This window comes from Pseudomonas nitroreducens, assembly GCF_010994165.1.
Taxonomy (GTDB): Bacteria; Pseudomonadota; Gammaproteobacteria; order Pseudomonadales; family Pseudomonadaceae; genus Pseudomonas; species Pseudomonas nitroreducens.
The window spans coordinates 144,690-170,672 of sequence record NZ_WMBX01000008.1 but is presented as its reverse complement, the minus strand read 5'-3'; the positions used below and the strand labels follow the sequence as shown (position 1 = coordinate 170,672).

The following is a 25,983-nucleotide window of genomic DNA, read 5'->3' as shown; positions in this document are numbered from 1 at the left end:
CTGACCGGGCTGCGCTTAGAACAGCACGCGGCTGCGGATGGTGCCGTTGACGTGCTGCAGCTTCTCCAGCGCCAGGTCCGAGTATTCGGCGTCGACGTCGATCACCACGTAGCCGACCTTGTCGTTGGTCTGCAGGTACTGGCCGGAGATGTTGATGCCGTTGTCGGCGAACACCTTGTTGATCTCGCTCATCACACCCGGGATGTTCTCGTGGATGTGCAGCAGGCGGTGCTTGCCCGGGTGCGACGGCAGGGCGACTTCCGGGAAGTTGACGGAAGATACCGAGGTACCGTTGTCGCTGTACTTGACCAGCTTCTCGGCCACTTCCAGGCCGATGTTGGCCTGGGCTTCGGCGGTGGAGCCGCCGATGTGCGGGGTCAGGATCACGCGATCCAGGCCGCGCAGCGGGCTTTCGAACTCGTCGTCGTTGGACTTGGGCTCGACCGGGAACACGTCGATGGCGGCGCCGATCAGGTGCTCGTCCTTGATCGCGGCGGCCAGGTGGTCCAGCTCGACCACGGTGCCGCGGGCGGCGTTGATCAGGATGCCGCCTTTCTTGATAGCGCGGATTTCCTTCTCACCGATCATCCACTGGGTGGACGGCAGTTCCGGCACGTGCAGCGAGACGATGTCGGACATGCCGAGCAGCTCGTGCAGGTTGCCGACCTGCTGGGCATTACCCAGCGGCAGCTTGGTCACGACGTCGTAGAAGTACACCTGCATCCCTAAGGCTTCGGCCAGGACCGAGAGCTGGGTGCCGATCGAGCCGTAGCCGACGATGCCCAGCTTCTTGCCGCGGATCTCGAAGGAGTTGGCGGCGGACTTGATCCAGCCGCCACGGTGGCAGGAGGCGTTCTTTTCCGGGATGCCGCGCAGCAGCAGGATGGCTTCGGCCAGCACCAGTTCGGCGACCGAGCGGGTGTTGGAGTAGGGCGCGTTGAACACGGCGATGCCGCGCTCGCGGGCCGCATTCAGGTCGACCTGGTTGGTGCCGATGCAGAAGCAACCAACGGCGATCAGCTTCTTGGCAGCGTCGAAGACTTCTTCGGTCAGCTGGGTGCGGGAGCGGATACCGATGAAGTGGGCATCGGCAATCTTTTCCTTCAGCTCGTCACCGGACAGTGCGGTCTTGAGGTACTCGATGTTGGAGTAGCCGGCCGCCTTGAGGGTGTCGACGGCGTTCTGGTGCACGCCTTCAAGGAGAAGGAATTTGATCTTGCTCTTGTCGAGAGAAGTCTTGCTCATCTGCTTTGAACCTGTAGTCCCGGGATGTGGCGAGAAATTGAACAGCTCAGGCCGGACCGGCCGGTGCCAAGCTTGGCGCCAGGTGGCGATCTGCGTGGGGTGCGTATGCTAGCATGTTCTCCCTTTTCCTTGCCCGGTTGCGACCTGAGCTGTTCTCAGGACGACCATGAACCATTTGAGAGTTCCTCCAATGACCCGCGACGCCCTGATCGAATCGCTCAAGCCCCTGCTGGATGCCGGGAAGCTGCTGACAGACGCCGATTCCCTCGACACCTACGGCAAGGATTGGACCAAGCATTTCGCCCCGGCACCCCTGGCGATCGCCTTCCCCAAGAGCACCGAGCAGGTCCAGGCCATCGTCCGCTGGGCCAACGAGCACAAGGTCGCGCTGGTTCCCTCGGGTGGCCGTACCGGGCTCTCCGCCGCTGCCGTCGCCGCCAATGGCGAAGTGGTCGTGGCCTTCGACTACATGAACAAGATCGTCGAATTCAACGAATTCGACCGCACCGCGGTCTGCCAGCCGGGCGTGATCACCAAGCAGCTGCAGACCTTCGCCGAAGAACACGGCCTCTATTACCCGGTGGATTTCGCATCGTCCGGTTCCAGCCAGATCGGCGGCAACATCGGCACCAATGCCGGCGGGATCAAGGTCATTCGCTACGGCATGACCCGCAACTGGGTGGCCGGCATGAAGGTCGTCACCGGCAAGGGCGACCTGCTGGAGCTGAACAAGGACCTGATCAAGAACGCCACCGGGTACGACCTGCGCCAGCTGTTCATCGGCGCCGAAGGCACCCTGGGCTTCGTGGTCGAGGCCACCATGCGCCTGGAGCGCCAGCCGAAGAACCTCACCGCGATGGTCCTCGGCACCCCGGACTTCGATTCGATCATGCCGGTGCTGCATGCCTTCCAGAGCAAGCTGGACCTGACCGCCTTCGAGTTCTTCTCCGACAAGGCCCTGGCCAAGATCATGGCCCGTGGCGACGTACCGCCGGCCTTCGAGACCGATTGCCCGTTCTACGCGCTGCTGGAATTCGAAGCGACCACCGAGGAAGTGGCCAACGAGGCGCTGGCGACTTTCGAACATTGTGTAGAGCAGGGCTGGGTGCTGGACGGCGTGATGAGCCAGAGCGAGCAGCAGCTGCAGAACCTGTGGAAGCTGCGCGAGTACATCTCCGAGACCATCTCCCACTGGACGCCGTACAAGAACGACATCTCGGTCACCGTGAGCAAGGTCCCGGCCTTCCTCAAGGACATCGATACCATCGTCGAAGCCAACTACCCCGACTTCGAAGTGGTGTGGTTCGGCCACATCGGCGACGGCAACCTGCACCTGAACATCCTCAAGCCCGAGAACCTGAGCAAGGACGAGTTCTTCGCCAAGTGCGCGACCGTCAACAAGTGGGTGTTCGAGACCGTGCAGAAGTACAACGGCTCGATCTCCGCCGAGCACGGCGTGGGCATGACCAAGCGCGATTACCTGGGTTACTCTCGCTCCGAGGCTGAAATCGGCTACATGAAGGCGGTCAAGGCGGTGTTCGACCCGAACGGGATCATGAACCCCGGCAAGATCTTCGCCGAATAAGCTGCGGTATCCAGAAGGGTCGGTTCTCTGGGATAGAGGGGCCGGCCCTTCGCACGTCAGCGTCACGGGAAGTGGCGCGTACGCCGGCAGGATGCGGGCAACTGTGCGGGATCACGAGCCCCGCGCGGATCATCTCTTCCATCCGTTGCAGGAGTCGGTCATGAGTTACCAGCATCAGTACGTCGATGGCACCCCGATCCATTTCACCCTGGGCAAGGTGGTGTGCGTCGGCCGCAATTACGCGGAGCACGCCAAGGAGCTGAACAACCCGGTGCCGACCGAGCCGCTGCTGTTCATCAAGCCCGGTTCCTGCACGGTTTCCCAGGCTGGCGGTTTCTCCATTCCCGAGGACCGCGGCTCGGTGCATTACGAGGCGGAAATCGCCGTGCTGATCGGCAAGCCGCTGTCGCGCAAGCCGAGTGCCGAGGAAGTGCTGGATGCCATTTCCGGCTACGCCCCGGCCCTGGACCTGACCCTGCGCGACGTACAGGCCAAGCTGAAGGAAAAGGGCCTGCCGTGGGAACTGGCCAAGTCCTTCGACGGCGCCTTCGTGTTGGCGCCCTTCGTCAGCGCCGACCACTTCCCGGACCCGACGGACATCGGCATCCGCCTGACCATCGACGGCGAAGTCCGCCAGGACGGCAACAGCCGCGACATGCTCAATCCCATCGTGCCGCTGATCCAGCACATCTGCGGCCATTTCTCGCTGCAGCCGGGCGACGTGGTGTCCACCGGCACGCCGGTCGGTGTCGGTCCGCTCAAGAGCGGCAGTGACGTGGTGCTGGAACTTCCCGGCGCCAGCCGATTCGAAAGCCGCGTGCTTTAACTCCATTGTCCCGCCGAAGGCCGCCGATTGTGCGGCCTTCGCTTGTTGCGGGATGCCTTGCCCGTGCTGATCAACAAGAGTCGCCATGACCATGTCCGTCCTTCGTCCTCGCTGGCTGTTGCTGGCCTTGCTGTTCATCCTGATTGTGCTCGGCTACCTGACATCCCGCTTCCACTGGGATGACCGTGCGCGTCTCTGGTTGCGCGAGCAGGACACCAGCACTCAGGCGCGCTCGCAAAGCATCTGGTTGCCCGGTTACCGGGCGGTCATCCAGGCCAAACCTCTCAAGGGCGGCATCGAGGGGCAGGAGACTTCCGACCTGGCCTACAACCCGGTGACCCGCACCCTGTTCACCGTGACCGGCAAGAAGCCGCTGCTGGCCGAACTGTCGCTCACCGGGGATGTGCTGCGGGTGATTCCGTTGCTGGGCATGTCGAACCCGGAAGGCGTGGCGGTGCTGGAAAACGGCAATATCGCCGTGACCGACGAGCGCCAGAATTCCCTGACCATCTTCCATGTCGACCCGCAGACCCGCGAGCTGAGCACCGCAAAGTTGTCCAGCTTCGATCTCGGCCCGCGCGGCAAGAAGAACAAGGGCATCGAGGGTATCGCCTGGGACCCACGGCAGCATCGCCTGGTGCTGGGCCAGGAACGTGACCCGCTGGCGCTGTTCAGCCTCGCCAGCGACGGCGGGGCCAGCTTGAACGGTGCGCTCCAGCCCCTGCCCAGTGATCTGCTGATGACCAACGTCTCGGCCCTGAGCATCGACCCGCGCACCGGCCATACCCTGGTGCTGTCGGCGGAGTCGCACCTGCTGCTGGAGCTTGACGAGAAGGGCGAGCCGATCAGCTTCATCAGCCTGCTCGGGGGGCTCAACGGCCTGGATGATCGGATCCCGCGTGCCGAGGGCGTCGCCATCGACGAGCAGGGCACCATCTACATGGTCAGCGAGCCTGACCTCTTCTACGTGTTCAAGCGCGAGGCGCAGTCCGGCGAGGGGAACTGATTTAGATCGGAGCAATGCGGGCGTTTGCGGTCTTAAGCTTGGATTAAGTCCCGATTCAGGATGGTTTCAGCCGTCGGCACTAGGCTGAGCCCATCGAAAACGCCCAAGGAGGCACTTCCATGAAACTGACTCACCTCCCGCTGATCGCCGCCGCTGGCCTGTTCTCCACCGTCACCTTCGCCGCTGGCGGTTACACCGGCCCGGGCAGCGATGCCCAGCCCGCCGCCGCCGCTGCCGGCCCGATCACCACGGTGAAGCAGGCCCAGGCCGCCGCCGATGACACCAAGGTCGTGCTCGAAGGCACCATCACCAAGCGCATCAGCAGCGAGCACTACGAGTTCAAGGACGCCACCGGCAGCATCCAGGTCGAGATCGACCACGACGATTGGCCAGCGGGTACTTCGGTCTCCGAGAACACCAAGGTGCGCCTGACGGGTGAGGTTGACCACCACAAGCAGAAGCCCACCGATATCGATGTGGATCGCGTGGAAATCCTCCAGTAATCCGCTCTCGATAAAAAAAGCCGCGCCGGGAACCCCATCCCCGGCGCGGCTTTTTTGCTTTCGAGTGCGTCAGCCGATGCTTTCGAAGCCCTGCAGCACGTTGATCGCATTGATACCGATCTCTTCCACCGCATAACCCCCTTCCATGACGAACAGGGTCGGCAGGCCGAGCTTGCCGATGGCCTCGCCCATGCGCAGGTAGTCCGGACTGTCCAGCTTGAACTGGGAGATCGGGTCTTCCTTGTAAGTGTCCACGCCCAGCGACACGATCAGCACGTCCGGCTTGTACGCCGAGATCTGCCGGATCGCCGCCTGCAATGCCAGGCTCCAGACCGACCAGTCACTGCCCGAGGCCAGCGGATAGTTGAAGTTGAAGCCTTCGCCAACGCCTTGGCCCTTCTCGTCGGCGTAGCCGAGGAAGTACGGATACTCGAACCGCGGGTCGCCGTGGATCGAGGTGAACAGCACGTCGGCGCGGTCGTAGAAGATGTCCTGGGTGCCGTTACCGTGGTGGTAGTCGACGTCGAGGATGGCCACGCGGTTCGCGCCCTGGTCGAGGATCGACTGGGCAGCGATGGCGGCGTTGTTGAAGAAGCAGTATCCGCCCATGAAGTCCGCTGAGGCGTGGTGGCCCGGCGGACGGCAGAGCGAGAACACCGAGCGCGCGCCCTTGGCCAGTTCGGCCTGGCCGGTCATGGCCACGTTCACCGAGCTGAGCACCGCCTGCCAGGTGCCGGCGGTGATCGGTGCGCCCGCGTCCAGGCTGTAGTAGCCCAGGCGGCCGTCGATGCTGTCCGGCTCTTTTTGCCGCAGGCGGCGGGTCGGCCAGCAGATCGGCAGCATGTCGTGGGTGCGGCCGGTGGCCAGCCAGTCACGCCAGGCGTGTTGCAGGAACCGCACGAAGCCTTCGCTGTGCACCCTCAGGATGGGTTCCAGGCCGAAGTCGCGTGGGGCCTGGATGTCGCCCAGTTTCACCACCTTGGCCCGGTCCAGCACCATGTCGGCGCGGCTGGGCTTTTCGAAGCAGGGGGTGAACTGGCCGCCGATCAGCTCGTGCTGACCGTGGTGCAAGCGATGGTCGTCGGTGTAGATCGTCAACATCACGCGCTCCTGAGGGCGCACAAGGCGCCCGGTTAGGTTCCGGTTATCTCGGCCTGTCTACGATCTGTTGCGCGTCGGCATAACTGCGTTGAAATCGGTCTCGGGATGCTCATTTACTGCGTGTAAATTCCGCTCCCTCCACCGATTTCGCCTTGTTCTGCTCTAGCTCGCGAGATCGTCAACGGGCTTTCAGGCGTTTTCCTCGAAATTCACACTCGGTGCCTTGCGGCGGAAGCCGCCGGTATGCACCGCCAGGTAGGCGAAGCCGACGGCGAACCAGCTCAGGCCCACGATCAGGGTCATCTGCGAGAGGCTGGTCCACAGCCACAGGGTCAGGCACAGGCCGATGAACGGGATGGCGCCGTACAGCAGGACGTTCTTCGCGCCGCGACGGCGCTCCACGCCCAGGTAGGTGCGGATCACCGCCAGGTTGACCACGGAGAAGGCCACCAGCGCACCGAAGCTGATCATCGAGGCGAGGGTGGTCAGGTCCAGCACGATGGCCAGCAACGAGATCGCCGAGACCACCAGGATCGCCACCACCGGGGTCTGGAAGCGCGCGTGCAAGGTGCCGAACAGGCTGCGCGGCAGGATGCCGTCGCGGCCCATGGTGAAGATGATGCGCGATACCGAGGCCTGGGATGCCAGCGCCGAGCCGATGCAACCGGCGATATAGGCGGAGGTGAAGAAGTTGCCGAGGAACTGGCCGCCGGCCTTGAGCATCACTTCGTTGGCCGCCGAGTCGGCGTTCTGGAACACGCTGCCGGGGAACACCAGCTGGCTGATGATCGCCAGCAGGGTGAACATCAGGCCGGCGATGACGGTGGTGATGATGATCGCGCGGGGAATGTCGCGGCGGGCGTCGCGGGTTTCCTCGGCCATGGTCGAGACCGCGTCGAAGCCCAGGAACGACAGGCACAACACCGCGGCGCCGGCCATCAGCGGAGCGAAGCCGGGCTGGGTGCCGTCACCGACGAAGGGCAGGCTGAAGTCGATCGCCGCGCCGCCGGCCAGTGTCTTGATCGACATGATCACGAACACCACGATGAACACCAGTTGCGCGCCGACAATGACGTTGCTCATGCCGGCCACCTGGCTGATGCCGACCACGTTGAGCACGGTCACCAGGGCGATGGAGGCGACCACGAACACCCAGGCCGGGATTTCGGGGAAGGCGATGTTCATGAACAGGCCGATGAGCAGGTAGTTGATCATCGGCAGGAACAGGTAGTCGAGCAGCAGCGACCAGCCGGACAGGAAGCCGACTACCGGGCCGAAGCTCAGGCTGGTGTAGGAATACGCAGAACCCGAGATCGGGTACTTGCGCACCATGAAACTGTAGGAAGCGGCGGTGAACAGCATCGCCAGCAGGGTGATCAGGTAGGCGCTGGCAGTGCGGCCGCCGGTCATCTCGGTGACCACGCCGTAGGTGGTGAACATGGTCAGTGGGACCATGTAGACCAGGCCGAAGAAGACCAGGGCGGGCAGGCCCAGGACGCGTTTCAGGCGGGCGTCGGCGTTGGCCGGGGTGCCCTGTTGGGTGTGAGCTGTGCTGGCGCTGTGTTGGCTGGCCATGGGGGAGTCCTCGCGATTGTTGTTGTCTTGCGGGCGGGCGGCGTTCGGTGGCCGTCCTGAAGTCATCGGTTTACGGCTCAGCCGCAGCGATGACGACGCGCGAGGAATGAGGGTGTGTGTTGCAGGGTGACGCAAAAGCTGGTCATGGGCGTTCTCGGGGCATTTGTTCTTGTGGATAACGCGCTCGCGTTCCCTCGGGAAATCCCTGCGCCATCTGCGATGGTGCAGGGGCTGGCCGCCTTTCCAGCCGCTCCCTGCGCGAGCCGCCCGACTCTAGCAACCAGGGGTGCCGGGCAGAACCCTGCAAAGGGTCAAAAAGGGATCGAAATGGCCAAAATGGCTGTCAGAATCACCCGGCGCGCACCGCCGCGCCGGGTGACCTGTGGGTCATTTCTTCAGTTTGGTCCAGACCTTGGAGCGCAGTTGCAGCGCCTTGGGCGAACAGAGCTTGAAGGGCTTCAGGCGATCCAGCTTGTCCGCCGGGGTGTTGATCGCCGGGTCGTCGAACAGCTCCTTGTCCATGAACTTGTCCGAGCCTTCGATCGCGTTGTTGTACTTGGCGAAGTTGGAGGCCAGGGCGATGTTCTCGGGCTGCATCATCCAGTTCAGGAAGGCGTGGGCCTCCTTGATGTTGGTGGCGTCCTTGGGAATGGTCAGGTTGTCGATGAACAGGCGCACGCCTTCCTTGGGATAGACGTAGACCAGGCTGGCGCGCTGGGCGTGGGCGCGGTGGAAGGCGCCGTTCCATTGCTGGTGCATGGAGACCTCGCCGGCGGCCATGCGCTCGATGGTGCCGTCGCTGTTGTACATGGCCAGCATGGGTTTCTGCTTGAGCAGCAGGTCCTGGATCTTCGCCGCCTCTTTCGGGTCCTCGGTGCATTCGTCGACGCCCAGGTAGTAGGACGCGGGGGCATAGAGCTCCTCGATGGAGTTGAGCGCCACCACCTTGCCTTTCAGCTCCGCCGGCGGCTCGAAGAACGGCTTCCAGCTTTCATCCAGCTTGCCACCCGGCACCTTGGCGCTGTCGTAGCTGTAGCCGGTGGTGCCCCACAGGTAGGGCACGGAGTAGTCGTGGCCCGGGTCGTAGGTCAGGGTCTTGAACTTGTCCTTGAGGTTGGCCAGGTTCGGCAGCTGCGACTTGTCGAGCTTCTGCAGCAGGCCTTCCTTGACGAAGATCTCGATGAAACTGTCCGACGGTACGACCACGTCGTAGGCGCCGCCGCCGGCCTTCAGCTTGGCCAGCAGGGTTTCGTTGCTGTCGTAGGAGTCCAGGGTGGCGTGGATGCCGGTGTCCTTCTCGAACTTCTTCAACAGTTCCGGCGGGAAGTAGTCGGACCAGTTGGCGAAGTGCAGGGTGCCGTCGGCATGGGCGCTGCCGGCCAGCAGCAGGCTGGCGGCGACGAGCGTGCGGGCGATGGGGGTACGGCGGAATTTCATCGGTGAAGCTCCTTGCAATGTTGTTTTGATTGGCGGCAGGAGGTCAGCGGCGACGCTGGCCGACGTAGTACGACAACGCAACGAACGCGATGGAAATCAACAGTATTATTGAAGATATGGCGTTGATCTTCGGGGAAATCCCCATTCGGATGGAGCTGAAGATATACACCGGCAGGGTAGTGGCACCGGCACCGGCGACGAAGTAGGTGATGACGAAGTCGTCCATCGAGATGATGAACGCCAGCATCGCCCCGGACACGATCCCAGGCGTCAGCAGCGGGAAGGTCACCTTCCAGAAGGTCTTCCACGGCGAGGCATAGAGGTCCGCCGCCGCTTCCGCCAGCCGTGGGTCCATGCCTTCGAGACGGGCGCGGATCGGCAGGTAGGCGAAGGGAATGCAGAACACGATGTGCGCCAGCAGGATGGTGAACAGCGACAGCTTCAGGCCGATGAAGGCGAAGAACATCAGCGTCGCCACGGCGGTGACGATCTCCGGCACCAGCAGCGGCAGGCCCAGTACGCCGCTCATCAGCGTCTGCCCGCGGAATGTGCGACCGCGCATGCCTAGCGCGGCGAGCGTGGCCAGGGTGGTGGCGACGACGGTGGCCAGGGTGGCGACGATCAGCGAGTTCTTCGCTGCGCGGAGGATTTCCGGATCGTCCGCCACCACGGCGTACCATTTCAGGCTGAAACTTTCCCACAGCGTGGCTGACTGGCCGCTGTTGAAGCTCAGCACCACCAGCACGAAGATCGGGATATAGAGGAAGGCGAAGAACAGCCAGGCGGCGGGCCGGACCCCGGTGAACTTCCACAGCGGGTTGGCCGACTTCATGGATGACCTCCCGATGCGCCCTGTTTGAACCGCATGCTGTAGATCAGCATCGCCAGCAGCACGAAGGCGAGTAGGGCGAAGGACAGCGCCGCGCCGAACGGCCAGTTGTGCGCCGTGCCGAACTGCAACTGGATCAGGTTGCCGATCATCAGCGACTTACCGCCCCCCAGCAGCTCGGGAATGATGTAGCTGCCCAGCGAGGGAATGAATACCAGGATGCAGCCGGCGACGATGCCGGGCATGGCCAGCGGAATGATGATCCGCTTCAGCGCCTTCCAGCGGTTGGCGCCCAGGTCGAAGGCCGCTTCCACCAGGCGCCAGTCCATCTTCTCCAGGCTGGTGTAGATGGGCAGGACCATGAACGGCAGGTAGGTGTAGAGCAGGCCGATGATCACCGCGTTGTCGGTGTAGAGGATGCCCAGGGATGCGTCGGAGAAGCCCAGCCCGTGCAGCCCTTCGTCGATCAGCCCGCCGTTGCGCAGGAGCAGCATCCAGGCGTAGACCCGCACCAGCAGGTTGGTCCAGAACGGCACGGTGACCAGGAACAGCAGCAGGTTGCGCCGGCGTTCGTCCTGCAGCGCCAGGTACAGCGCGGTGGGGAAGCCGATGAGCACGCAGCCCAGGGTGGTCAGGATCGACAGCCAGAACGAGCGCTGGAAGATGCCCAGGTAGTCGGCGTTGAACGACAGGCTGTCGTCCAGGTCGCGCTCCCAGAGGAAATTGATGTAGGCCTCGACGGTGTGCTGGCCCCATTTCACGCCGCCATAGTCCCCCGGTGCCTGGACCGATACGGCGAACATGATGCCCAGCGGCAGGACCAGGAACACCACCAGCATGATCATCGCCGGGCTGGTCAGGGCCAGGCGCTTGAACAGTGATTGGCGTTCCGCTTGCGCGCGTAGTGTTGTACTCATTCGGCCAGCACCCGGATGGCGGTGGCGGGAACACGGACCCGCACCCGCGCGCCGGGCGCGTGGGTGGAAAGAGCGCCGTCGCGGTTCTGCTGACGTACGCGGAAGCCGCCCTGACCGGCGACATTGAGGTGGTACACGGTGTCGGTGCCGACGTAGACGATGTTCTCGACTACGCCTTCGAGCTGGCCGTCCTGCGCCAGCTCGGTGCGCTCCGGGCGGATCGCCAGGGTCACCTTGCCGGGCAGGGTGGTGGCGGCCGGCAGCGTCTGGCCGTCGGCCAGGCGTACGCTATCGCCGCTGGATTCGCCTTCGAGGAAATTGGTCTCGCCGATGAAGTCGGCCACCAGGCGGTTGACCGGTGCCTCGTAGATCTCGGTGGGCGTGCCGATCTGCATGACCTTGCCGCGGCTCATTACCGCGATGCGGTCGGACATGGTCAGCGCTTCTTCCTGGTCGTGGGTGACGAAGATGAAGGTGATGCCGGTCTCGTGCTGCAGGCGCTTGAGCTCGATCTGCATTTCCTTGCGCAGCTTCAAGTCGAGTGCCGAGAGGGATTCGTCGAGCAGCAGCACCTTGGGCCTGCTGGCCAGCGCGCGAGCTAGAGCGATGCGCTGTTGCTGGCCGCCGGAGAGCTGGTCGGCGCGGCGCTTGCCGACGTCGGGCAGGCGCACCAGGTCGAGCATCTTCTGCACGGTGGCGTCGATGTCGCTGCGTTGCTTGCCCTGCATTTCCAGGCCGAAGGCGATGTTCTCCGCCACGGTCATGTGCGGGAACAGGGCATAGCTCTGGAAGACGGTATTGACCGGGCGCTTGAAGGGCGGAAGGCCTTCCATCGCGTCGCCATACAGGCGAATGCTGCCGGAGGAGGGTTGTTCGAAGCCGGCGATCAGTCGCAGCAAGGTGGTCTTGCCGCAGCCCGACGGCCCGAGGAGGGTGAAGAATTCGTTGGCGCGGATTTCCAGTGACACGTCGTCCAGGGCCTTGAGGCCTTGTCCGGGTGTACCGAACTCCATGCATATCCGCTCGATGGTGATCGCGCTGGTCATGCTCGTACCATGCAGTTAAGCAGTTGTTATTGTTGAGGTTTTACGGTTTCTAGGGCCGTTTCACCTAGCTGCGGATTGATAATGACCAAGCGCCGGGATGCGCAGAACGATAGATCAGGCCAATAAGGGATAAATCAGGCCAAGTTGAAAATGGTGCCTGGAACGCTGGATTTCGGGCGTCAGCGGTGTGTCGTCTGCCGGACTTTTTGTAGGAGCGAGCTTGCTCGCGAACCGATCGGCTCCGGCGCGTGGACTGGCTTTGCCCTCTCCCTAACCCTCTCCCTTCAGGGAGAGGGTTAGGGAGAGGGGGCGCCGGTCTGCACCTAGCCCCGATACAGGCTCGGACTCGCCCCACTCCAGCGCTGGAAGGCATGCCGGAAGCTGGCCGTCTCGCTATAACCTAACTGCTCGGCGATCAGGTAGATCGGCAGGTCGGTGTCCTTGAGGAGTTGCCGCGCACGGTCGAAGCGCACTTCATCGAGCACCTGTTGATAACTGGTGTTCTGCTGCTGCAGGTGGCGGCGCAGGGTACGGGTGGAGCGGTGCAGGTGGCGCGCCACGGTGTCCAGGCTGGCGGTGTCCTGCAGGTGGCTGGCCAGGTGCTCGCGCAACTGGTCGATCATGTCGCCGCGGCTGCTGAGCGTGGCGCTCATGCGCAGGCATTGCTGCACGCCGTTGTGGCAGCTGACCGGGTCGGCCAGTGGCAGCGGGCGATCCAGCAGGCCGGGGCTGAAGCACAGCGCGCTGGTTGGCGCGCCGAAATCCACCGGGCAGCCGAGGCGCTCGGTGTAGGTCTCCGCGTGCAGCGGCGGACGGTAGGCGAGCAGCAGCCGGCGCGGGCGCACCGATTCGCCGAGCAGGTCGCGGATCACCGTCAGCAGCGAGGTCAGGCACAGTTCGGTGTTGAACACCGTCAGCTCCGGCGCGTAGCGGTAGCCGTCGGCAGTCAGGTGCACCTCATCGCCCTGCGGCGTCAGCGCCAGGCGGAAGTAGGTGCCTAGCAGCTCGGGAAAGGACAGCGCCAGTTGCAGCGCATCGCGCAGGGTGCGGCTGGCGAGCATGCTGTAACCGAGGATGCCGTAAGCCGAGACGTGCATGCGCAGGCCCAGGTAGAGGCCCAGCGCCGGGTCGTGGTGGCAGTTCAGGGCGTTGGCGAAGACCCGCAGCTCCTGAGCGTGGGTGATCAGCTTCTCCGGTGTCAGCAGGTCCGCTTCGCCAATGCCGCTGCCTTCCAGCAGCTTCGGGCGCGGCACGCCCGCGTGGTGCAGCACCTCGGTCGCCAGCACCACGGTGTGCAGGGTCGCCTGCTGGCGTTGTTCGGGGAGCAGATGCTGGGCCATCGATACGCCTCTTGTAGCCTCTTGCAAAAGAAACACAGGACAGACTTGCGCTAACCTGACTCTAGCCTGCCCGCAAGCTCTGGTGGCCTTTAAGTTTGGCTTCAGGCGCTGCTGCCAATCTGCCATGCCAACCCCACCCAGAGTCCTCCATGCGTCGTTTGCTCAAGCCCCGTCGTCTGTTCCTGCTGCTGGCGCTGCTTGCCTTGGCCATGCTGCTCGCGCTGGGCCAGAGCTTCCGCGTCTACGAGCGCGCCTGGTTCAAGTTCAACGAGTGGCGCCATGCTGCGCTGTGGCAGGACAAATCCATCTGGCTGCCCGACTACCGTGTCGTGCTGGAGGCGCAGCCGATCAAGGGGCTGGAGGAAAATGTCTCGGCGCTGACCTACGACCCGGATCGGCAGACCCTCTTCACCGTCACCAACAAGCAGAACGAGCTCGTCGAGCTGTCGCTCGAAGGCGAGGTGCTGCGCAGGATCGAGCTGCACGGTTTCGGCGATACCGAGGCGATCGAATACATCAGTCGCAACGTCTATGTGATCACCGACGAAACCCACCAGCGCCTGATCCGTGTTGAGCTGCGCGACGACACCAGGGAGTTGCGCATCGAAGACGCCCAGCAACTCGCCCTGGCCCTCGGGCGTGGCGGTAACAGTGGCTTCGAGGGGCTGGCCTATGACTCGGTAGGCAAGCGGCTGTTCGTCGCCAAGGAGCGCAAGCCTGTGCATATCTACGAAGTGCGCGGCTTCCCTTACGAGCAGTCCGAGCAGCCCATCGCCGTCCACGTGATGGAAGACCTCCAGCACAATCGCAACCTGTTCGTCCGCGATCTTTCCAGCCTGCAGTACGACGAGCGCAGCGGCCACCTGCTGGCGCTGTCCGACGAGTCCCGGCTGGTACTGGAGCTGAGCGCCGATGGTGAGCCGATCAGTTCGCTGTCGCTGCTGCGCGGCATGAGCGGCCTGCGTCGCAGCGTGCCGCAGGCCGAAGGTATCGCCATGGACGACCAGGGCACGCTGTACCTGGTGAGCGAGCCCAACCTCTTCTACGTATTCAAGAAACGCGAGGCGCACTGAGGGCGCCTCGCTGTCCCGCGATCAGAACTGCCACTGCACGCCGAGAGAATACGACGCCTGGCTGCCCTCGCTGTGGGCGAAGCGCGAGTTGGCCTCGGCGAACACGCCCAACTGCTCGGTGACCGCCAGCAGGGCGCCGGCCTGGGCACGGCCGAAGTCCTTGTCCACGCCGCCCAGGTTGGCGACGCGAGTGCGGCCATCGCCCAGGGCGGTCAGCGCGATGTCGTCCAGGCGGCCATCGGCCAACTCCCTCACCCAGCGCACGCTGGCGTACGGCTGCACGGCCATGCGGTTACCCAGCGGCAGCTCGCCGCGCAGGCCCCAGCCAAGGCTGGCTTCGACCGAGTCGTAGTCCTGCTTCTCGTAGCCCAGCGCGGTGCGCAGGTCGTCGTCTTCGTTGAAGTCGTCGATCTTGTAGTGCACAAAGTCCAGCCCGCCCTGCGGCCCGGTCTTGATGCCGGCGATATCGAAGTCGTAACCGCCGTCGACCCGCGCACCCCAGAACCAGGCGTTGGTGTCGCCGTCGATGCGCTGGTCGAGCAGCACCGGGCCGTTCTTCGCCTTCAGGTACACCGAGCGCTTGCTGTCGAAGTCGGCATAACCGGCGCTCAGCTCGCCGCCCAGCCAGGCCGGGCCGCCGTCGTTGAGCAGGCCATAGAGTCCCAGTTGCCAGGTTTCCGCTTCCAGTCGTGCACTGTGGTCGAGATTGTCGCGGCTGCGCTGGAAGCTCAGGCTGCCGCCGACGGTCACGGCTTCGCTGGCGCGGTAGTCACCCAGCAGGTTCACCCCGGCGCGGTGTGAGCGCGGGTCGCCGGGCATGTCGAAACCGCTCTCGGGGGTGGTTTCACCTTCCACGCCAACGGCGCCATCGAAGCTGCCGACCGGGCGCGAGCTGCCCAGCAGGCTCAGCCAGCGGCGGTCATGCAGGCGGGTCAGGGCCAGGTGCTGGCGCTGCAACTGGTCTTCCATCTGCCGCGCCATGGCGCCGCCGGAGGCGGTGGAGGCGAGCAGGTCGGCGTTGGTCAATTCCAGCACCAGGCGCGTGAGCAGGCGCGAGAAATCCCGCAGGCGCTGGTCGATGCGCTCCTGGCCGAAGGCGCCAGTGAGTACCTGCTCGTTGTCCAGCGCCGGATTGTGCCAGGTGGCGCCGCCGGGGATGGCGGGGTTGTCGGTCTGTTCGTAGCCGTCCAGGTCGCCCAGTTCCCAGTTGGTGGCTTCGATGAACAGCACCGGGACGTTCAGGCCCTCGAAGCTTTCGCCGTCGCTGCAGCAACCGGTACCCGCGGGATATTCCTCGTTCAGGCCGGGGTTGGTGAACAACGGGATCTTCAGCTCCTGGGCGATGCGCAGCAATTGGTCGCGGTAAGCGCCCAACGCAGGGTTGTCGACGCTGTTGAAGCCGGCGTGGGCGTACATCTTGTCGCCGGTGATCAGGCTGTCGAGGTTGATCATGCCCAGCAGGTTGCTGCGCTGTTCCTCACTGAGCGAGGCGACGTAGGCGCGCGAACCGCGCAGACCTTCCTCTTCGGCTCCAAAGCCGACCACTTCCAAACCGTTCTCCAGCTCGATGCCGCCCAGGTTGCGGGCGATCTCGGTCAGTACGGCTGCGCCTGAGCCATTGTCGTCCAGGCCCTGCAGGGTGGGGCGGCCGTAGTAGGTGTCATAGTGCGCGCCCAGCACCACGTACTGGCCGCTGCTGCCTGGGGCACTGGCGATGACGTTCTGCGAGCGGCGGTTGCCGGCCCAGGTGAAGTCCTGGATCTGCGTCTGGTAGCCGAAGCCCAGGCGCGACTGCATGAGCGCGGTGGCGCCGGCGAAGCTGGCGGTGCCACGGTAACGGCCGGGGTAATCGTTGATCAGGGTGTCGAGGGTGTCCTCGGCGTAATCCCCGTACTCATAGGCGCTGGCGTCGATCGAAAACGCGGCGCATCCCAGGCTGACCGCAACGGCTAAAGGTTTGAACACGGCACTTTCCTCTGTGTCGATTGGAATCGCATCGGTCTTCGATGCGTGCGCCGGAGGAAAGCAGGATGCAGGCCGGTTCGCCGGAGATGGGCGGAATTTGACGCGTCAGTGACCGAGGGTGTCGCGCCACTGTAACAATGTTGATACACGGCCGGCGACTGTGCCGGCCGTGCAAGACGGCTGTGTGAAGACGCTCACCGAAACGGTGCGCGATCAGGTGTCGTCGCTGATCGGCGCATCCCCCGCGTAGCGTTTGACCGCCGCGATGCCGGCATCGGCGGTGGCCTTGCTGGCGTACATCTGGCTCTGTCCGACGACCTGGCCGTTGGTGGCCTTGAGCACGAAGTAGTGCTTGCCGTTGGTGGCGACCTTGACCTCGAAGGCACCTTCGCGCTGCGAGTTCTTGCGCACCGACTCGATGCCGTCGATGGCCGAGGTCTTGGCCTTGTACAGCTCGCTGGTCAGGACGATCTCGCCATTGCTGGCGTGCAGGTTGAAGTGGAACTGGCCATCACTGGCCTTTTTCAGATGGTATTTGGCGGCCATGCTGCGTCTCCGTTGGGGCTTGAGGTCATCCCAGCGTAGACGGCAGCAGAGGCTCTGGAAGGCGCCATCCGGCGGATGGCGCCTGAGGGTGTCAAACCTTGAGGGTCTTCACGCCTTCGGCGGTTCCCAGCAGCAGCAGGTCGGCCGGGCGGGCGGCGAACAGGCCGTTGGTGACCACGCCGACGATGTTGTTGATCGCCTCTTCCAGTTGCACCGGGCTGTCGATGCGCAGGTTGTGCACGTCGAGGATGATGTTGCCGTTGTCGGTCAGCACGCCCTCGCGGTACACCGGGTCGCCGCCCAGCTTCACCAGTTGGCGGGCGACGTGGCTGCGGGCCATGGGGATGACTTCCACCGGCAGCGGGAACTCGCCGAGGATCGGTACCAGCTTGCTGCCGTCGGCGATGCAGATGAACTTGCGGGCCACTGCAGCGACGATCTTCTCGCGGGTCAGTGCGGCGCCGCCGCCCTTGATCAGCTCCAGGCGCTCGTTGGTCTCGTCGGCGCCGTCCACATAGAACTCCAGCTCGCTGACGGTGTTCAGGTCGTAGACCGGGATGCCATGGCCCTTCAGGCGCTGGGCGGTGGCTTCGGAGCTGGCCACGGCGCCGTCGAACTCGGCCTTGTGCTGGGCCAGCAGGTCGATGAAGAAGTTGGCGGTGGAGCCGGTGCCGACGCCAACGATGCTCTTGCTGTCGAGGTGCGGAAGAATGTGGTCGACGGCGGCCTGGGCCACAGCCTGCTTGAGCTGATCCTGGTTCATGGCGAAGGGTCTTCTTACCTGGAAGGGCGCAACGGCGCCGGAGAAAGTTCGAGTGGGCGGATTATAGCGGCCGATGACGCGCCGGTGTTGCGCCGCCGGGCAACTGTTCTGGTCGTTTCCGCACGGATTGTTCGGTGGCCCGCGCCGCGCCGGCTGGAGTAGACTCGCGGTTCCTCGAAAAGCCGCCGATATAGCCCTTCCGATGCTCGAACACTACGTCAAGAAGATCCTCACCTCGCGTGTCTACGACGTTGCCGTGGAAACGCCCCTGCAGCCCGCCCGCCAGCTCTCCGAGCGCCTGGGCAACCAGATTCTGCTCAAGCGCGAAGACCTGCAGCCGGTGTTCTCCTTCAAGATTCGCGGCGCCTACAACAAGCTGGCGCAGCTGAGCCCGGAAGAACTCGCCCGCGGCGTCGTCACCGCGTCCGCCGGCAACCACGCCCAGGGCGTGGCCCTGGCCGCCCGCGAGCTGGGCATCAAGGCGACCATCGTGATGCCGCGCACCACGCCGGAGCTGAAGGTCCAGGGCGTACGCGCCCGCGGCGGCAAGGCCGTGCTGCATGGCGATGCCTTCCCCGATGCGCTGGCGCATTCGCTCAAGCTGGTGGAAGAGAAGGGTTACGTCTACATCCATCCCTACGACGATCCGGACGTGATCGCCGGCCAGGGCACCGTGGCGATGGAAATCCTCCGCCAGAACCCGGGCCGCATCGACGCGATCTTCGTGCCCGTCGGCGGCGGCGGCCTGATCGCCGGCATCGCCGCCTACGTCAAATACCTGCGTCCGGAGATCAAGGTCATCGGCGTCGAGCCGGACGACTCCAATTGCCTGCAGGCTGCCATGGCCGCCGGCGAGCGCGTGGTGCTCGGCCAGGTCGGGCTGTTCGCCGACGGGGTCGCCGTGGCGCAGATCGGTAAGCACAACTTCGAGCTGTGCAAGGACCATGTCGATGAAGTCATCACCGTCAGCACCGACGAGATCTGCGCGGCGATCAAGGACATCTACGACGACACCCGCTCCATCACCGAACCGGCCGGCGCGCTGGCGGTGGCCGGGATCAAGCGCTACGTCGAGCGCGAAGGCGTGAAGGGCGAGACCCTGGTCGCCATCGATTCGGGCGCCAACATCAACTTCGACCGCCTGCGCCACGTGGCCGAGCGCGCCGAACTGGGCGAGAAGCGCGAAGCGATCATCGCCGTGACCATCCCGGAGCGCCCGGGCAGTTTCAAGGCCTTCTGCGAGGCCATCGGCAAGCGCCAGATCACCGAGTTCAACTACCGCTACAACACCGACAGCGAAGCGCACATCTTCGTCGGCGTGCAGACGCACCCGGAGAACGACCCGCGCGCGGCGCTGGTGCAGCAACTGCAGGAGCAGGGCTTCCCGGTGCTGGACCTGACCGACAACGAACTGGCCAAGCTGCACATCCGCCACATGGTCGGCGGCCATTCGCCGCGGGTTTCGGGCGAGCAGGTGTTCCGCTTCGAATTCCCCGAGCGTCCCGGCGCGCTGTTCAACTTCCTCAACCGCCTGGGTGGCCGCTGGAACATCACCCTGTTCCACTACCGCAACCACGGCGCCGCCGACGGTCGAGTGGTGGCGGGCCTGCAGGTGCCGGAGGATGAGCGCCACCTGGTGTCGGCCGCGCTGGAAGAGATCGGCTACCCCTACTGGGATGAAACGGACAACCCAGCCTATCGCCTGTTCCTCGGCTGAGGTCAGGCAGAGGCGGCGCGACTGCTGCTAGGCTTGTCGGAAAGCCGCATCGATCACAGGGACTTGAAATGGAAAGCCTGCAGACCTTCCGCATCCTCCACGGCATCGCCGCAGTGCTGCCGTTCCTGGCCATCATCGGCCTGGCCTGGTACGGCTGGCGCAGCTGGCGGAGCGGCGACGCCGGGTTGATCGCCAAGGCGCTGCAGCGCATCGGCCTGATCGGCTGGGTGCTGGTCGCCGGCAGCGTCGCCAGCCTGCCGGTCACCGGTTATCGCATGGTGCAGACTGTTGGCTGGCCGCTGGGGCAGACCTGGCTGCTGGGCAGTGCCTGCCTGCTGATCATGGCCACGATCTTCTGGCTGCTGTTCACCACCCGCCTGTGGCGCATCCGCGACCTGGCGCTGGTGGCGCAGAGCAGTGGCGAGCCGATCTCCGCGGGTGCGGCACGGCAGTGGAAGTTCGGCCTGGCCTTCTTCGCGCTGGCGCTGCTGAGCGTGGTCGCCATTCTGGTGCTGATGATCAGCAAGCCGGTGTGATGCCCGCCGCGTGAACCTTTACCTGCTGCTCAAGACCCTGCACATCCTGTCCTCCACACTGCTGTTCGGCACCGGGCTGGGCTCGGCCTACTACAGCTGGCGCGCCTGGCGCAGCGGCAACCTGCAAGCGATCCGCATCACCTTCCGCCACCTGGTCACCGCCGACTGGCTGTTCATCGCCACCACGGCGGTCTTCCAGCCGCTGAGCGGCATCGCCATGGCGCATATGGCCGGCTGGCCGCTGGATTCGGGCTGGCTGCTGTGGAGCCTTGGGCTGTATGTGTTCGCCGGCGCCTGCTGGCTGCCGGTGGTCTGGCTGCAGATCCGCGTACGCGACATGGCCGAAGCGGCGCATCGGGAAGGCACGGCGCTGCCGCCGCAAGCCTTCCTCTATATGCGCTGGTGGTTCGCCCTCGGCTGGCCGGCGTTCCTGGCCTTCCTGGCGATCTTCCACCTGATGGTCAACAAGGGCTACTGACGGCTCAGCCGCGCAGGCTGATCACCGGCCAGCCGCGTTCGATGGCGGTGGCGCGCAGGGTGTCGTCCGGGTCGACGGCCACCGGGTTGGCGACCTGCTCGAGCAGCGGCAGGTCGTTGCGCGAGTCGCTGTAGAAGTACGCGTCGTGCAGTGTCAGGCCGGATTCCTCGAGCCAGCTGTTCAGGCGTGTCACCTTGCCGCCCTGGAAGCAGGGCACTCCGCAGGTCTGGCCGGTATAACGGCCGTCCTGCATCGCGCACTCGGTGGCGATCAGGGTTTCCACGCCCAGGCGCTCGGCGATGGGAGCGGTGATGAAACGATTGGTAGCGGTGATGATCACCAGCTTGTCGCCTGCAGCGCGGTGTTCGGCCAGCAGCGCTTCACCCTTGGCCAGGATGATGGGCTCGATCACCTCTTCCATGAACTGGCGATGCCAGACGGCCAGCTGCGCCAGGTCGGTGCGGCCGAGAATGGCCTGGGTGAACGCCTGGTAGGCGAACACGTCGAGGGTGCCGGCGACGTAGTCGGCATAAAAGGCGTCGTTGCGCGCCTGATACTCGCCAGCGTCCACCAGTCCGCGCTGGCACAGCCATTCGCCCCAGCTATGGTCGCTGTCGCCGGCCAGGAGGGTGTTGTCGAGATCGAAGAGAGCCAGTCGCACGTTGGATTACCGCCAGTTGCCAATACCGAAAAGTCGCCTAGAGTAACGGCTTTTGCCCACCCAGCACAGGACGCCGCAGCCCGCGTTGCCGCTGTCACAAGCTTTGTGGAACAATGCGGGCACACGCGATTTCGAGGATGTACCGCCGTGATCGATCCCGATGGTTTTCGCCCCAATGTCGGCATCATCCTTTGCAACGATGTCGGACAGGTCCTGTGGGCACGGCGCATCAACCAGGAAGCCTGGCAATTTCCCCAGGGTGGTATCAACGCCCGCGAAACCCCTGAGGAAGCGCTGTACCGCGAACTGAACGAAGAAGTCGGCCTGGAAGAGCAGGACGTCAAGATCCTCGCCTGTACCCGGGGCTGGCTGCGTTACCGCCTGCCGCAACGCCTGGTGCGTACCAACAGCCAGCCGTTGTGCATCGGGCAGAAACAGAAGTGGTTCCTGCTGCGCCTGACCGGCGAGGAAAGCCGGGTACGCATGGACGTGACCGGCAAGCCCGAATTCGACGGCTGGAAATGGGTGAGCTACTGGTACCCGCTGGGCCAGGTCGTGACCTTCAAACGCGAGGTCTACCGCCGGGCTCTGAAGGAATTGGCACCGCGCCTGCTGGCGCGCGACTAGCACGAAGTTCAAGGAGTTAGACCCCGAGCCATGCTCAACACGCTGCGTAAGATCGTCCAGGAAGTGAACTCCGCCAAGGACCTCAAGGCGGCGCTGGGCATCATCGTGCAGCGCGTGAAGGAGGCGATGGGCACCCAGGTGTGCTCGGTCTACCTGCTGGACCCGGAGAGCAACCGCTTCGTGCTGATGGCCACCGAAGGCCTGAACAAGCGCTCCATCGGCAAGGTCAGCATGGCGCCCAACGAGGGCCTGGTCGGCCTGGTCGGCACCCGCGAGGAGCCGCTGAACCTCGAGAACGCCTCCGAACACCCCCGTTACCGCTACTTCGCCGAGACCGGCGAGGAACGCTACGCCTCCTTCCTCGGCGCACCGATCATTCACCACCGTCGGGTGATGGGCGTTCTGGTCGTGCAGCAGAAGGAAAAGCGCCAGTTCGACGAAGGCGAGGAAGCCTTCCTCGTCACCATGAGTGCGCAGCTCGCCGGCGTCATCGCCCACGCCGAGGCCACCGGTTCGATCCGTGGCCTGGGCAAGATGGGCAAGGGCATCAGCGAAGCCAAGTTCGTCGGCGTTCCCGGCGCCCCCGGCGTGGCCGTGGGCAAGGCCGTGGTGGTGCTGCCGCCGGCCGACCTGGAAGTCGTCCCGGACAAACCCATCGACGACGTCGAGGCCGAAATCGAGCGCTTCAAGCAGGCGCTGGAGTCGGTCCGCGAAGACATGCGCAACCTGTCCAGCAAGCTGGCCACCCAGCTGCGCAAGGAGGAGCGCGCGCTGTTCGACGTCTACCTGATGATGCTCGACGACGCCTCCATCGGCCTCGAAGTCAAACGCATCATCCGCACCGGCCAATGGGCCCAGGGCGCCCTGCGCCAGGTGGTCATGGAGCACGTGCAGCGCTTCGAGCTGATGGACGACGCCTACCTGCGCGAGCGTGCCTCCGACGTCAAGGACATCGGCCGACGCATCCTCGCCTACCTGCAGGAAGAGCGTAAGCAGACGCTGACCTATCCGGACCAGACCATCATCGTCAGCGAAGAGCTGTCGCCGGCGATGCTCGGCGAAGTGCCCGAGGGCAAGCTGGTGGGCCTGATCTCGGTGCTCGGCTCGGGCAACTCCCACGTGGCTATTCTCGCTCGTGCCATGGGCATTCCCACGGTCATGGGCGCGGTCGACCTGCCGTACTCCAAGGTCGACGGCATCGACCTGATCGTCGACGGCTACCACGGCGAGATCTACACCAACCCGTCGCCGCAGCTGGTCAAGCAGTACGGCGAAGTGGTCGCCGAAGAGAAGGAACTGAGCAAGGGCCTGGCCGCGCTGCGCGAGCTGCCCTGCGAGACCCTGGACGGCCATCGCATGCCGCTGTGGGTCAACACCGGCCTGCTGGCGGACGTGGCGCGCGCCCAGGAGCGCGGTGCAGAAGGCGTCGGCCTGTACCGCACCGAAGTGCCGTTCATGATCAACGACCGCTTCCCCAGCGAGAAGGAGCAGCTCGCCATCTACCGCGAGCAGCTCTCCGCCTTCCACCCGCTGCCGGTGACCATGCGCACCCTGGACATCGGCGGCGACAAGGCGCTGTCCTACTTCCCGATCAAGGAAGACAACCCCTTCCTCGGCTGGCGCGGCATCCGCGTCACCCTCGACCACCCGGAAATCTTCCTGGTGCAGACCCGCGCCATGCTCAAGGCTAGTGAGGGCCTGGACAACCTGCGCATCCTGCTGCCGATGATCTCCGGCACCCATGAGCTGGAAGAGGCGCTGCACCTGATCCACCGCGCCTGGGGCGAAGTGCGCGACGAAGGCGTGGATATCCCCATGCCGCCGATCGGCATGATGATTGAGATTCCAGCTGCGGTGTACCAGATACGTGAGCTGGCGCGTCAGGTGGACTTCGTATCGGTCGGTTCCAACGACCTGACCCAGTACCTGCTGGCGGTCGACCGCAACAACCCACGGGTCGCCGATCTTTACGATTACCTGCACCCGGCCGTGCTGCAAGCGCTGCGGATCGTGGTCAACGGCGCGCACGACGAAGGCAAGCCGGTGAGCATCTGCGGCGAAATGGCCGGCGATCCGGCGGCTGCCGTACTGCTGATGGCCATGGGCTTCGATTCCCTGTCGATGAACGCCACCAACCTGCCCAAGGTGAAATGGCTGCTGCGCCAGATGACCCTGTCCAAGGCCCGCGAGCTGCTTGGCCAACTGATGACCTTCGACAACCCTCAGGTTATCCACAGCTCGCTGCACCTGGCCCTGCGCAATCTCGGCCTGGGCCGCGTGATCAACCCGGCGGCGACCATCCAGGCCTGACGCCAGCGAAAGCCGCCTTCCGGAGCCGTGCATTTCCGGAAGGTCAGACGATGACTCGGCCGGCACGCCGGCCAGGACGATGCTTATGGAAGAGCTCGACGTCACGCCTTGCACGGAGGCCGATAGAAGCGCCCGCACCCTGCGCTATGCCCTGAGCATCGTCAGCGACGGCATCTGGGACTGGGACATCCGCAGCAACCACGTCACCCGTAGCCCGAGCTGGTACGCCATGCTCGGCTACGACCCCGACAGCCTCCCGGAAAACGTCGCTACCTGGCACGAGATCATCCATCCCGAGGATTTCGGCCGGGTCATGTTCGCCTTCGATGCCTATGTCGAGGGTCGCAGCGGCGTCTACCGCGAGGAGTATCGCTGCCGCTGCCTGGACGGCAGCTACCTGTGGGTCAGCGATCACGGGCGCTTCTTCGAGTTCGACGGGGACGGCAAGCCAACGCGGATGATCGGCGCGCACCGCAATATTCATGAGCGCAAGCTGGCGGAACTGGCACTGCAGGACAAGAACCACGAACTGCACCAGCTCAACCTGCGCCTGGAGCTGCTGGTGCAGACGCGTACTGAGGCTTTGCGCCAGGCCAACCAGGCACTGGCCGAGCAGGCTGCGGTCGCGCTGCGCCTTTCCGAGATCGATCCGCTGACCCAGATCGCCAACCGGCGGCGCTTCGAGCAGCAATTGCACGCCGAATGGCAGCGCCTGCAGCGGCACCATCACGGTTGCTCACTGATGATGTTCGACCTCGACCACTTCAAGCGCATCAACGACAGCCTCGGCCACCAGGCCGGCGACCGCGTGCTCGTGGCGGTGGCCGAGGTGGTGCGGCGGCGCCTGCGTGAAGAGGATTGCTTTGCCCGCTGGGGCGGCGAGGAGTTCATCGTGCTGCTGCCCGAGACCGATGCCGAGGCGGCACGGGAGCTGGCCGAGCGCCTGCGCTTGAGTCTGCGCCGGGCGGATGTTTCGTTGCCGACCCAGCTCACCGCCAGCTTCGCCGTGACCCAGATGCAGCCCGGCGAGGACCTGATGGCGATGCTGCGCCGCCTGGATGACGCGCTCTACCGCGCCAAGCGCCAGCGCGACTGTATCGTCGTCTGTTAAATGCTCAGCGCGACCTCGCCCAGGCGTGCGCCACTGGGGCCGAAGCTGTGTTCGAGCAGCTCGCGGCGGCCGTCCGCATGGACGATCAGCGCGGTGCTGGCGCGGGTACCGTAGTTCGGGCTGGCGATGAACACGCTGGACAGCAGGCGCTCGGTGGCCAGGCCGACGCCGGTGTCCGGCAACTCGGCTTCACTGGGCTGGCGATTGTCCGCCAGTAGCGCGACCAGGGAGCCGGTATCAGGCTTCTCCAACGCTGCCTCCAGAGCGTCACGCGCGGTAAGAAGCTTGGGCCAGGGCGTGTCCAGCGCTGCATTGGACAGTCCGTGCACCCCCGGAGCAACCGCCACAGGCGGGCCGACGCGGGGATTGAAGTAGCACAGTTGCGCACCGTCGCCGACCAGCAGGTTGAAGCCGCTGTAGTCCGAAGCGCGGCGGGCAACCTGCTGCAGGTATTCCAGCGGCGACTGCCCGCCTTGCAGGAAAGCCGCTACCAGCTCGCCACGGGAACGCGGGCCGATCGGCTGGCCGGGATCGCGCACGTTGGTCAGGGCGGCGAAACGCCCACCCGCGGCCACTCCCATCCAGGTGCCGCCGGCCTCCAGGTCGCGGCCGGCATACACGCCGGGATACTCCTCCCAGGCCGCCAGCGGCAGGGTCGGGCGGGCATAGAATTCATCGCGGTTGGCCGCGACGATCAGGGGCGTGGCGTGCTCGGGGCGCCAGGCGAAGACGATCAGGCACATGGGTCGAACTCCGTAGTGTGCCGGCAGTCTATCAACATCCGCC

At 64.7% G+C, this 25,983-nt stretch carries 24 protein-coding genes; 11 read left to right on the top strand and 13 right to left on the bottom strand.

What is annotated here, in order from left to right; all coding sequences use genetic code 11:
- Positions 1-15 precede the first annotated feature (15 nt).
- A complete protein-coding gene (gene serA, locus GJV37_RS28520; protein WP_024762156.1) occupies positions 16-1,245 on the bottom strand; it encodes a phosphoglycerate dehydrogenase in 1,230 nt (409 codons plus the stop codon).
- A 190-nt stretch (positions 1,246-1,435) separates the two neighbouring features.
- On the opposite strand from serA, the gene GJV37_RS28515 reads away from it, so the two are divergent.
- From GJV37_RS28515 to GJV37_RS28500, 4 genes are all read left to right on the top strand, one after another.
- On the top strand, positions 1,436-2,830 hold the full coding sequence (locus GJV37_RS28515) for an FAD-binding oxidoreductase (RefSeq protein WP_024762157.1): 1,395 nt from the start codon (positions 1,436-1,438) through the stop codon (positions 2,828-2,830).
- Positions 2,831-2,990: 160 nt separating this feature from the next.
- Positions 2,991-3,656: a fumarylacetoacetate hydrolase family protein gene (locus tag GJV37_RS28510; protein WP_024762158.1), complete on the top strand. Its 666-nt coding sequence runs from the start codon at positions 2,991-2,993 to the stop codon at positions 3,654-3,656.
- A gap of 85 nt (positions 3,657-3,741) precedes the next feature.
- Complete coding sequence (locus tag GJV37_RS28505; protein ID WP_065086554.1) at positions 3,742-4,662, top strand: SdiA-regulated domain-containing protein; 921 nt, start codon at positions 3,742-3,744, stop codon at positions 4,660-4,662.
- 119 nt (positions 4,663-4,781) lie between these two features.
- On the top strand, positions 4,782-5,165 hold the full coding sequence (locus GJV37_RS28500) for a NirD/YgiW/YdeI family stress tolerance protein (RefSeq protein ID WP_024762160.1): 384 nt from the start codon (positions 4,782-4,784) through the stop codon (positions 5,163-5,165).
- Positions 5,166-5,234: 69 nt separating this feature from the next.
- Here the strand turns inward: GJV37_RS28500 and GJV37_RS28495 are convergent, their stop codons facing one another.
- From GJV37_RS28495 to GJV37_RS28465, 7 genes are all read right to left on the bottom strand, one after another.
- Positions 5,235-6,266 carry a histone deacetylase family protein gene (locus GJV37_RS28495; RefSeq protein ID WP_193453216.1) on the bottom strand — a complete coding sequence of 344 codons (1,032 nt, stop codon included), beginning with the start codon at positions 6,264-6,266 and terminating at the stop codon, positions 5,235-5,237.
- 189 nt (positions 6,267-6,455) lie between these two features.
- A complete protein-coding gene (locus GJV37_RS28490; RefSeq protein ID WP_038803550.1) occupies positions 6,456-7,841 on the bottom strand; it encodes an APC family permease in 1,386 nt (461 codons plus the stop codon).
- A gap of 387 nt (positions 7,842-8,228) precedes the next feature.
- On the bottom strand, positions 8,229-9,278 hold the full coding sequence (locus GJV37_RS28485) for an ABC transporter substrate-binding protein (RefSeq protein WP_024762162.1): 1,050 nt from the start codon (positions 9,276-9,278) through the stop codon (positions 8,229-8,231).
- Positions 9,279-9,321: 43 nt separating this feature from the next.
- The gene (locus GJV37_RS28480) at positions 9,322-10,110 is read right to left on the bottom strand and encodes an ABC transporter permease (protein ID WP_065086552.1); all 789 of its coding nucleotides are present in this window, start codon (positions 10,108-10,110) and stop codon (positions 9,322-9,324) included.
- On the bottom strand, positions 10,107-11,024 hold the full coding sequence (locus GJV37_RS28475) for an ABC transporter permease (RefSeq protein ID WP_024762163.1): 918 nt from the start codon (positions 11,022-11,024) through the stop codon (positions 10,107-10,109). Before GJV37_RS28475 ends, GJV37_RS28480 begins: the two co-directional genes overlap by 4 nt.
- Entirely contained in the window at positions 11,021-12,070 is a 1,050-nt protein-coding gene (locus tag GJV37_RS28470) for an ABC transporter ATP-binding protein (protein ID WP_065086551.1), read from the bottom strand. Before GJV37_RS28470 ends, GJV37_RS28475 begins: the two co-directional genes overlap by 4 nt.
- A 323-nt stretch (positions 12,071-12,393) precedes the next feature.
- Positions 12,394-13,410, bottom strand: coding sequence for an AraC family transcriptional regulator (locus tag GJV37_RS28465; protein ID WP_065086550.1), 1,017 nt, complete (start codon positions 13,408-13,410; stop codon positions 12,394-12,396).
- A 149-nt stretch (positions 13,411-13,559) separates the two neighbouring features.
- On the opposite strand from GJV37_RS28465, the gene GJV37_RS28460 reads away from it, so the two are divergent.
- A complete protein-coding gene (locus tag GJV37_RS28460; protein WP_193453215.1) occupies positions 13,560-14,483 on the top strand; it encodes an SdiA-regulated domain-containing protein in 924 nt (307 codons plus the stop codon).
- A gap of 21 nt (positions 14,484-14,504) precedes the next feature.
- Here GJV37_RS28460 and GJV37_RS28455 read toward each other — a convergent pair whose 3' ends face one another.
- From GJV37_RS28455 to rpiA, 3 genes are all read right to left on the bottom strand, one after another.
- Positions 14,505-16,448, bottom strand: coding sequence for an autotransporter outer membrane beta-barrel domain-containing protein (locus tag GJV37_RS28455; protein ID WP_193453214.1), 1,944 nt, complete (start codon positions 16,446-16,448; stop codon positions 14,505-14,507).
- 213 nt (positions 16,449-16,661) lie between these two features.
- Positions 16,662-16,994 (bottom strand): YegP family protein, encoded by a 333-nt coding sequence (locus tag GJV37_RS28450; protein WP_024762168.1) that lies wholly within the window; start codon positions 16,992-16,994, stop codon positions 16,662-16,664.
- A gap of 91 nt (positions 16,995-17,085) precedes the next feature.
- Positions 17,086-17,757, bottom strand: coding sequence for a ribose-5-phosphate isomerase RpiA (rpiA, locus tag GJV37_RS28445; protein WP_024762169.1), 672 nt, complete (start codon positions 17,755-17,757; stop codon positions 17,086-17,088).
- Positions 17,758-17,947: 190 nt separating this feature from the next.
- Between rpiA and ilvA the strand changes: the two genes are divergently transcribed.
- The 3 genes from ilvA to GJV37_RS28430 all read left to right on the top strand — a co-directional run bounded on the left by ilvA (position 17,948) and on the right by GJV37_RS28430 (position 20,488).
- Positions 17,948-19,474, top strand: a complete 1,527-nt coding sequence (gene ilvA, locus GJV37_RS28440) for a threonine ammonia-lyase, biosynthetic (protein ID WP_170859085.1) — start codon at positions 17,948-17,950, stop codon at positions 19,472-19,474.
- Between the two features lie 68 nt (positions 19,475-19,542).
- Positions 19,543-20,010 (top strand): DUF2269 domain-containing protein, encoded by a 468-nt coding sequence (locus GJV37_RS28435; RefSeq protein ID WP_169887084.1) that lies wholly within the window; start codon positions 19,543-19,545, stop codon positions 20,008-20,010.
- Positions 20,011-20,020: 10 nt separating this feature from the next.
- Positions 20,021-20,488, top strand: coding sequence for a DUF2269 family protein (locus tag GJV37_RS28430; RefSeq protein ID WP_084358815.1), 468 nt, complete (start codon positions 20,021-20,023; stop codon positions 20,486-20,488).
- A 4-nt stretch (positions 20,489-20,492) separates the two neighbouring features.
- Here GJV37_RS28430 and GJV37_RS28425 read toward each other — a convergent pair whose 3' ends face one another.
- Positions 20,493-21,149, bottom strand: coding sequence for a histidinol-phosphatase (locus GJV37_RS28425; protein ID WP_065086544.1), 657 nt, complete (start codon positions 21,147-21,149; stop codon positions 20,493-20,495).
- A gap of 147 nt (positions 21,150-21,296) precedes the next feature.
- On the opposite strand from GJV37_RS28425, the gene GJV37_RS28420 reads away from it, so the two are divergent.
- From GJV37_RS28420 to GJV37_RS28410, 3 genes are all read left to right on the top strand, one after another.
- On the top strand, positions 21,297-21,776 hold the full coding sequence (locus GJV37_RS28420) for an RNA pyrophosphohydrolase (protein ID WP_017520843.1): 480 nt from the start codon (positions 21,297-21,299) through the stop codon (positions 21,774-21,776).
- A gap of 30 nt (positions 21,777-21,806) precedes the next feature.
- Positions 21,807-24,086 (top strand): phosphoenolpyruvate--protein phosphotransferase, encoded by a 2,280-nt coding sequence (gene ptsP / locus GJV37_RS28415; RefSeq protein ID WP_024762172.1) that lies wholly within the window; start codon positions 21,807-21,809, stop codon positions 24,084-24,086.
- 85 nt (positions 24,087-24,171) lie between these two features.
- Positions 24,172-25,197, top strand: coding sequence for a sensor domain-containing diguanylate cyclase (locus GJV37_RS28410; RefSeq protein WP_193453213.1), 1,026 nt, complete (start codon positions 24,172-24,174; stop codon positions 25,195-25,197).
- On the opposite strand, the gene GJV37_RS28405 is transcribed toward GJV37_RS28410, so the two are convergent.
- Positions 25,194-25,940, bottom strand: a complete 747-nt coding sequence (locus tag GJV37_RS28405; protein WP_024762174.1) for an NRDE family protein — start codon at positions 25,938-25,940, stop codon at positions 25,194-25,196. The two genes, GJV37_RS28410 and GJV37_RS28405, sit on opposite strands and share 4 nt — an antisense overlap.
- Positions 25,941-25,983: the final 43 nt, after the last annotated feature.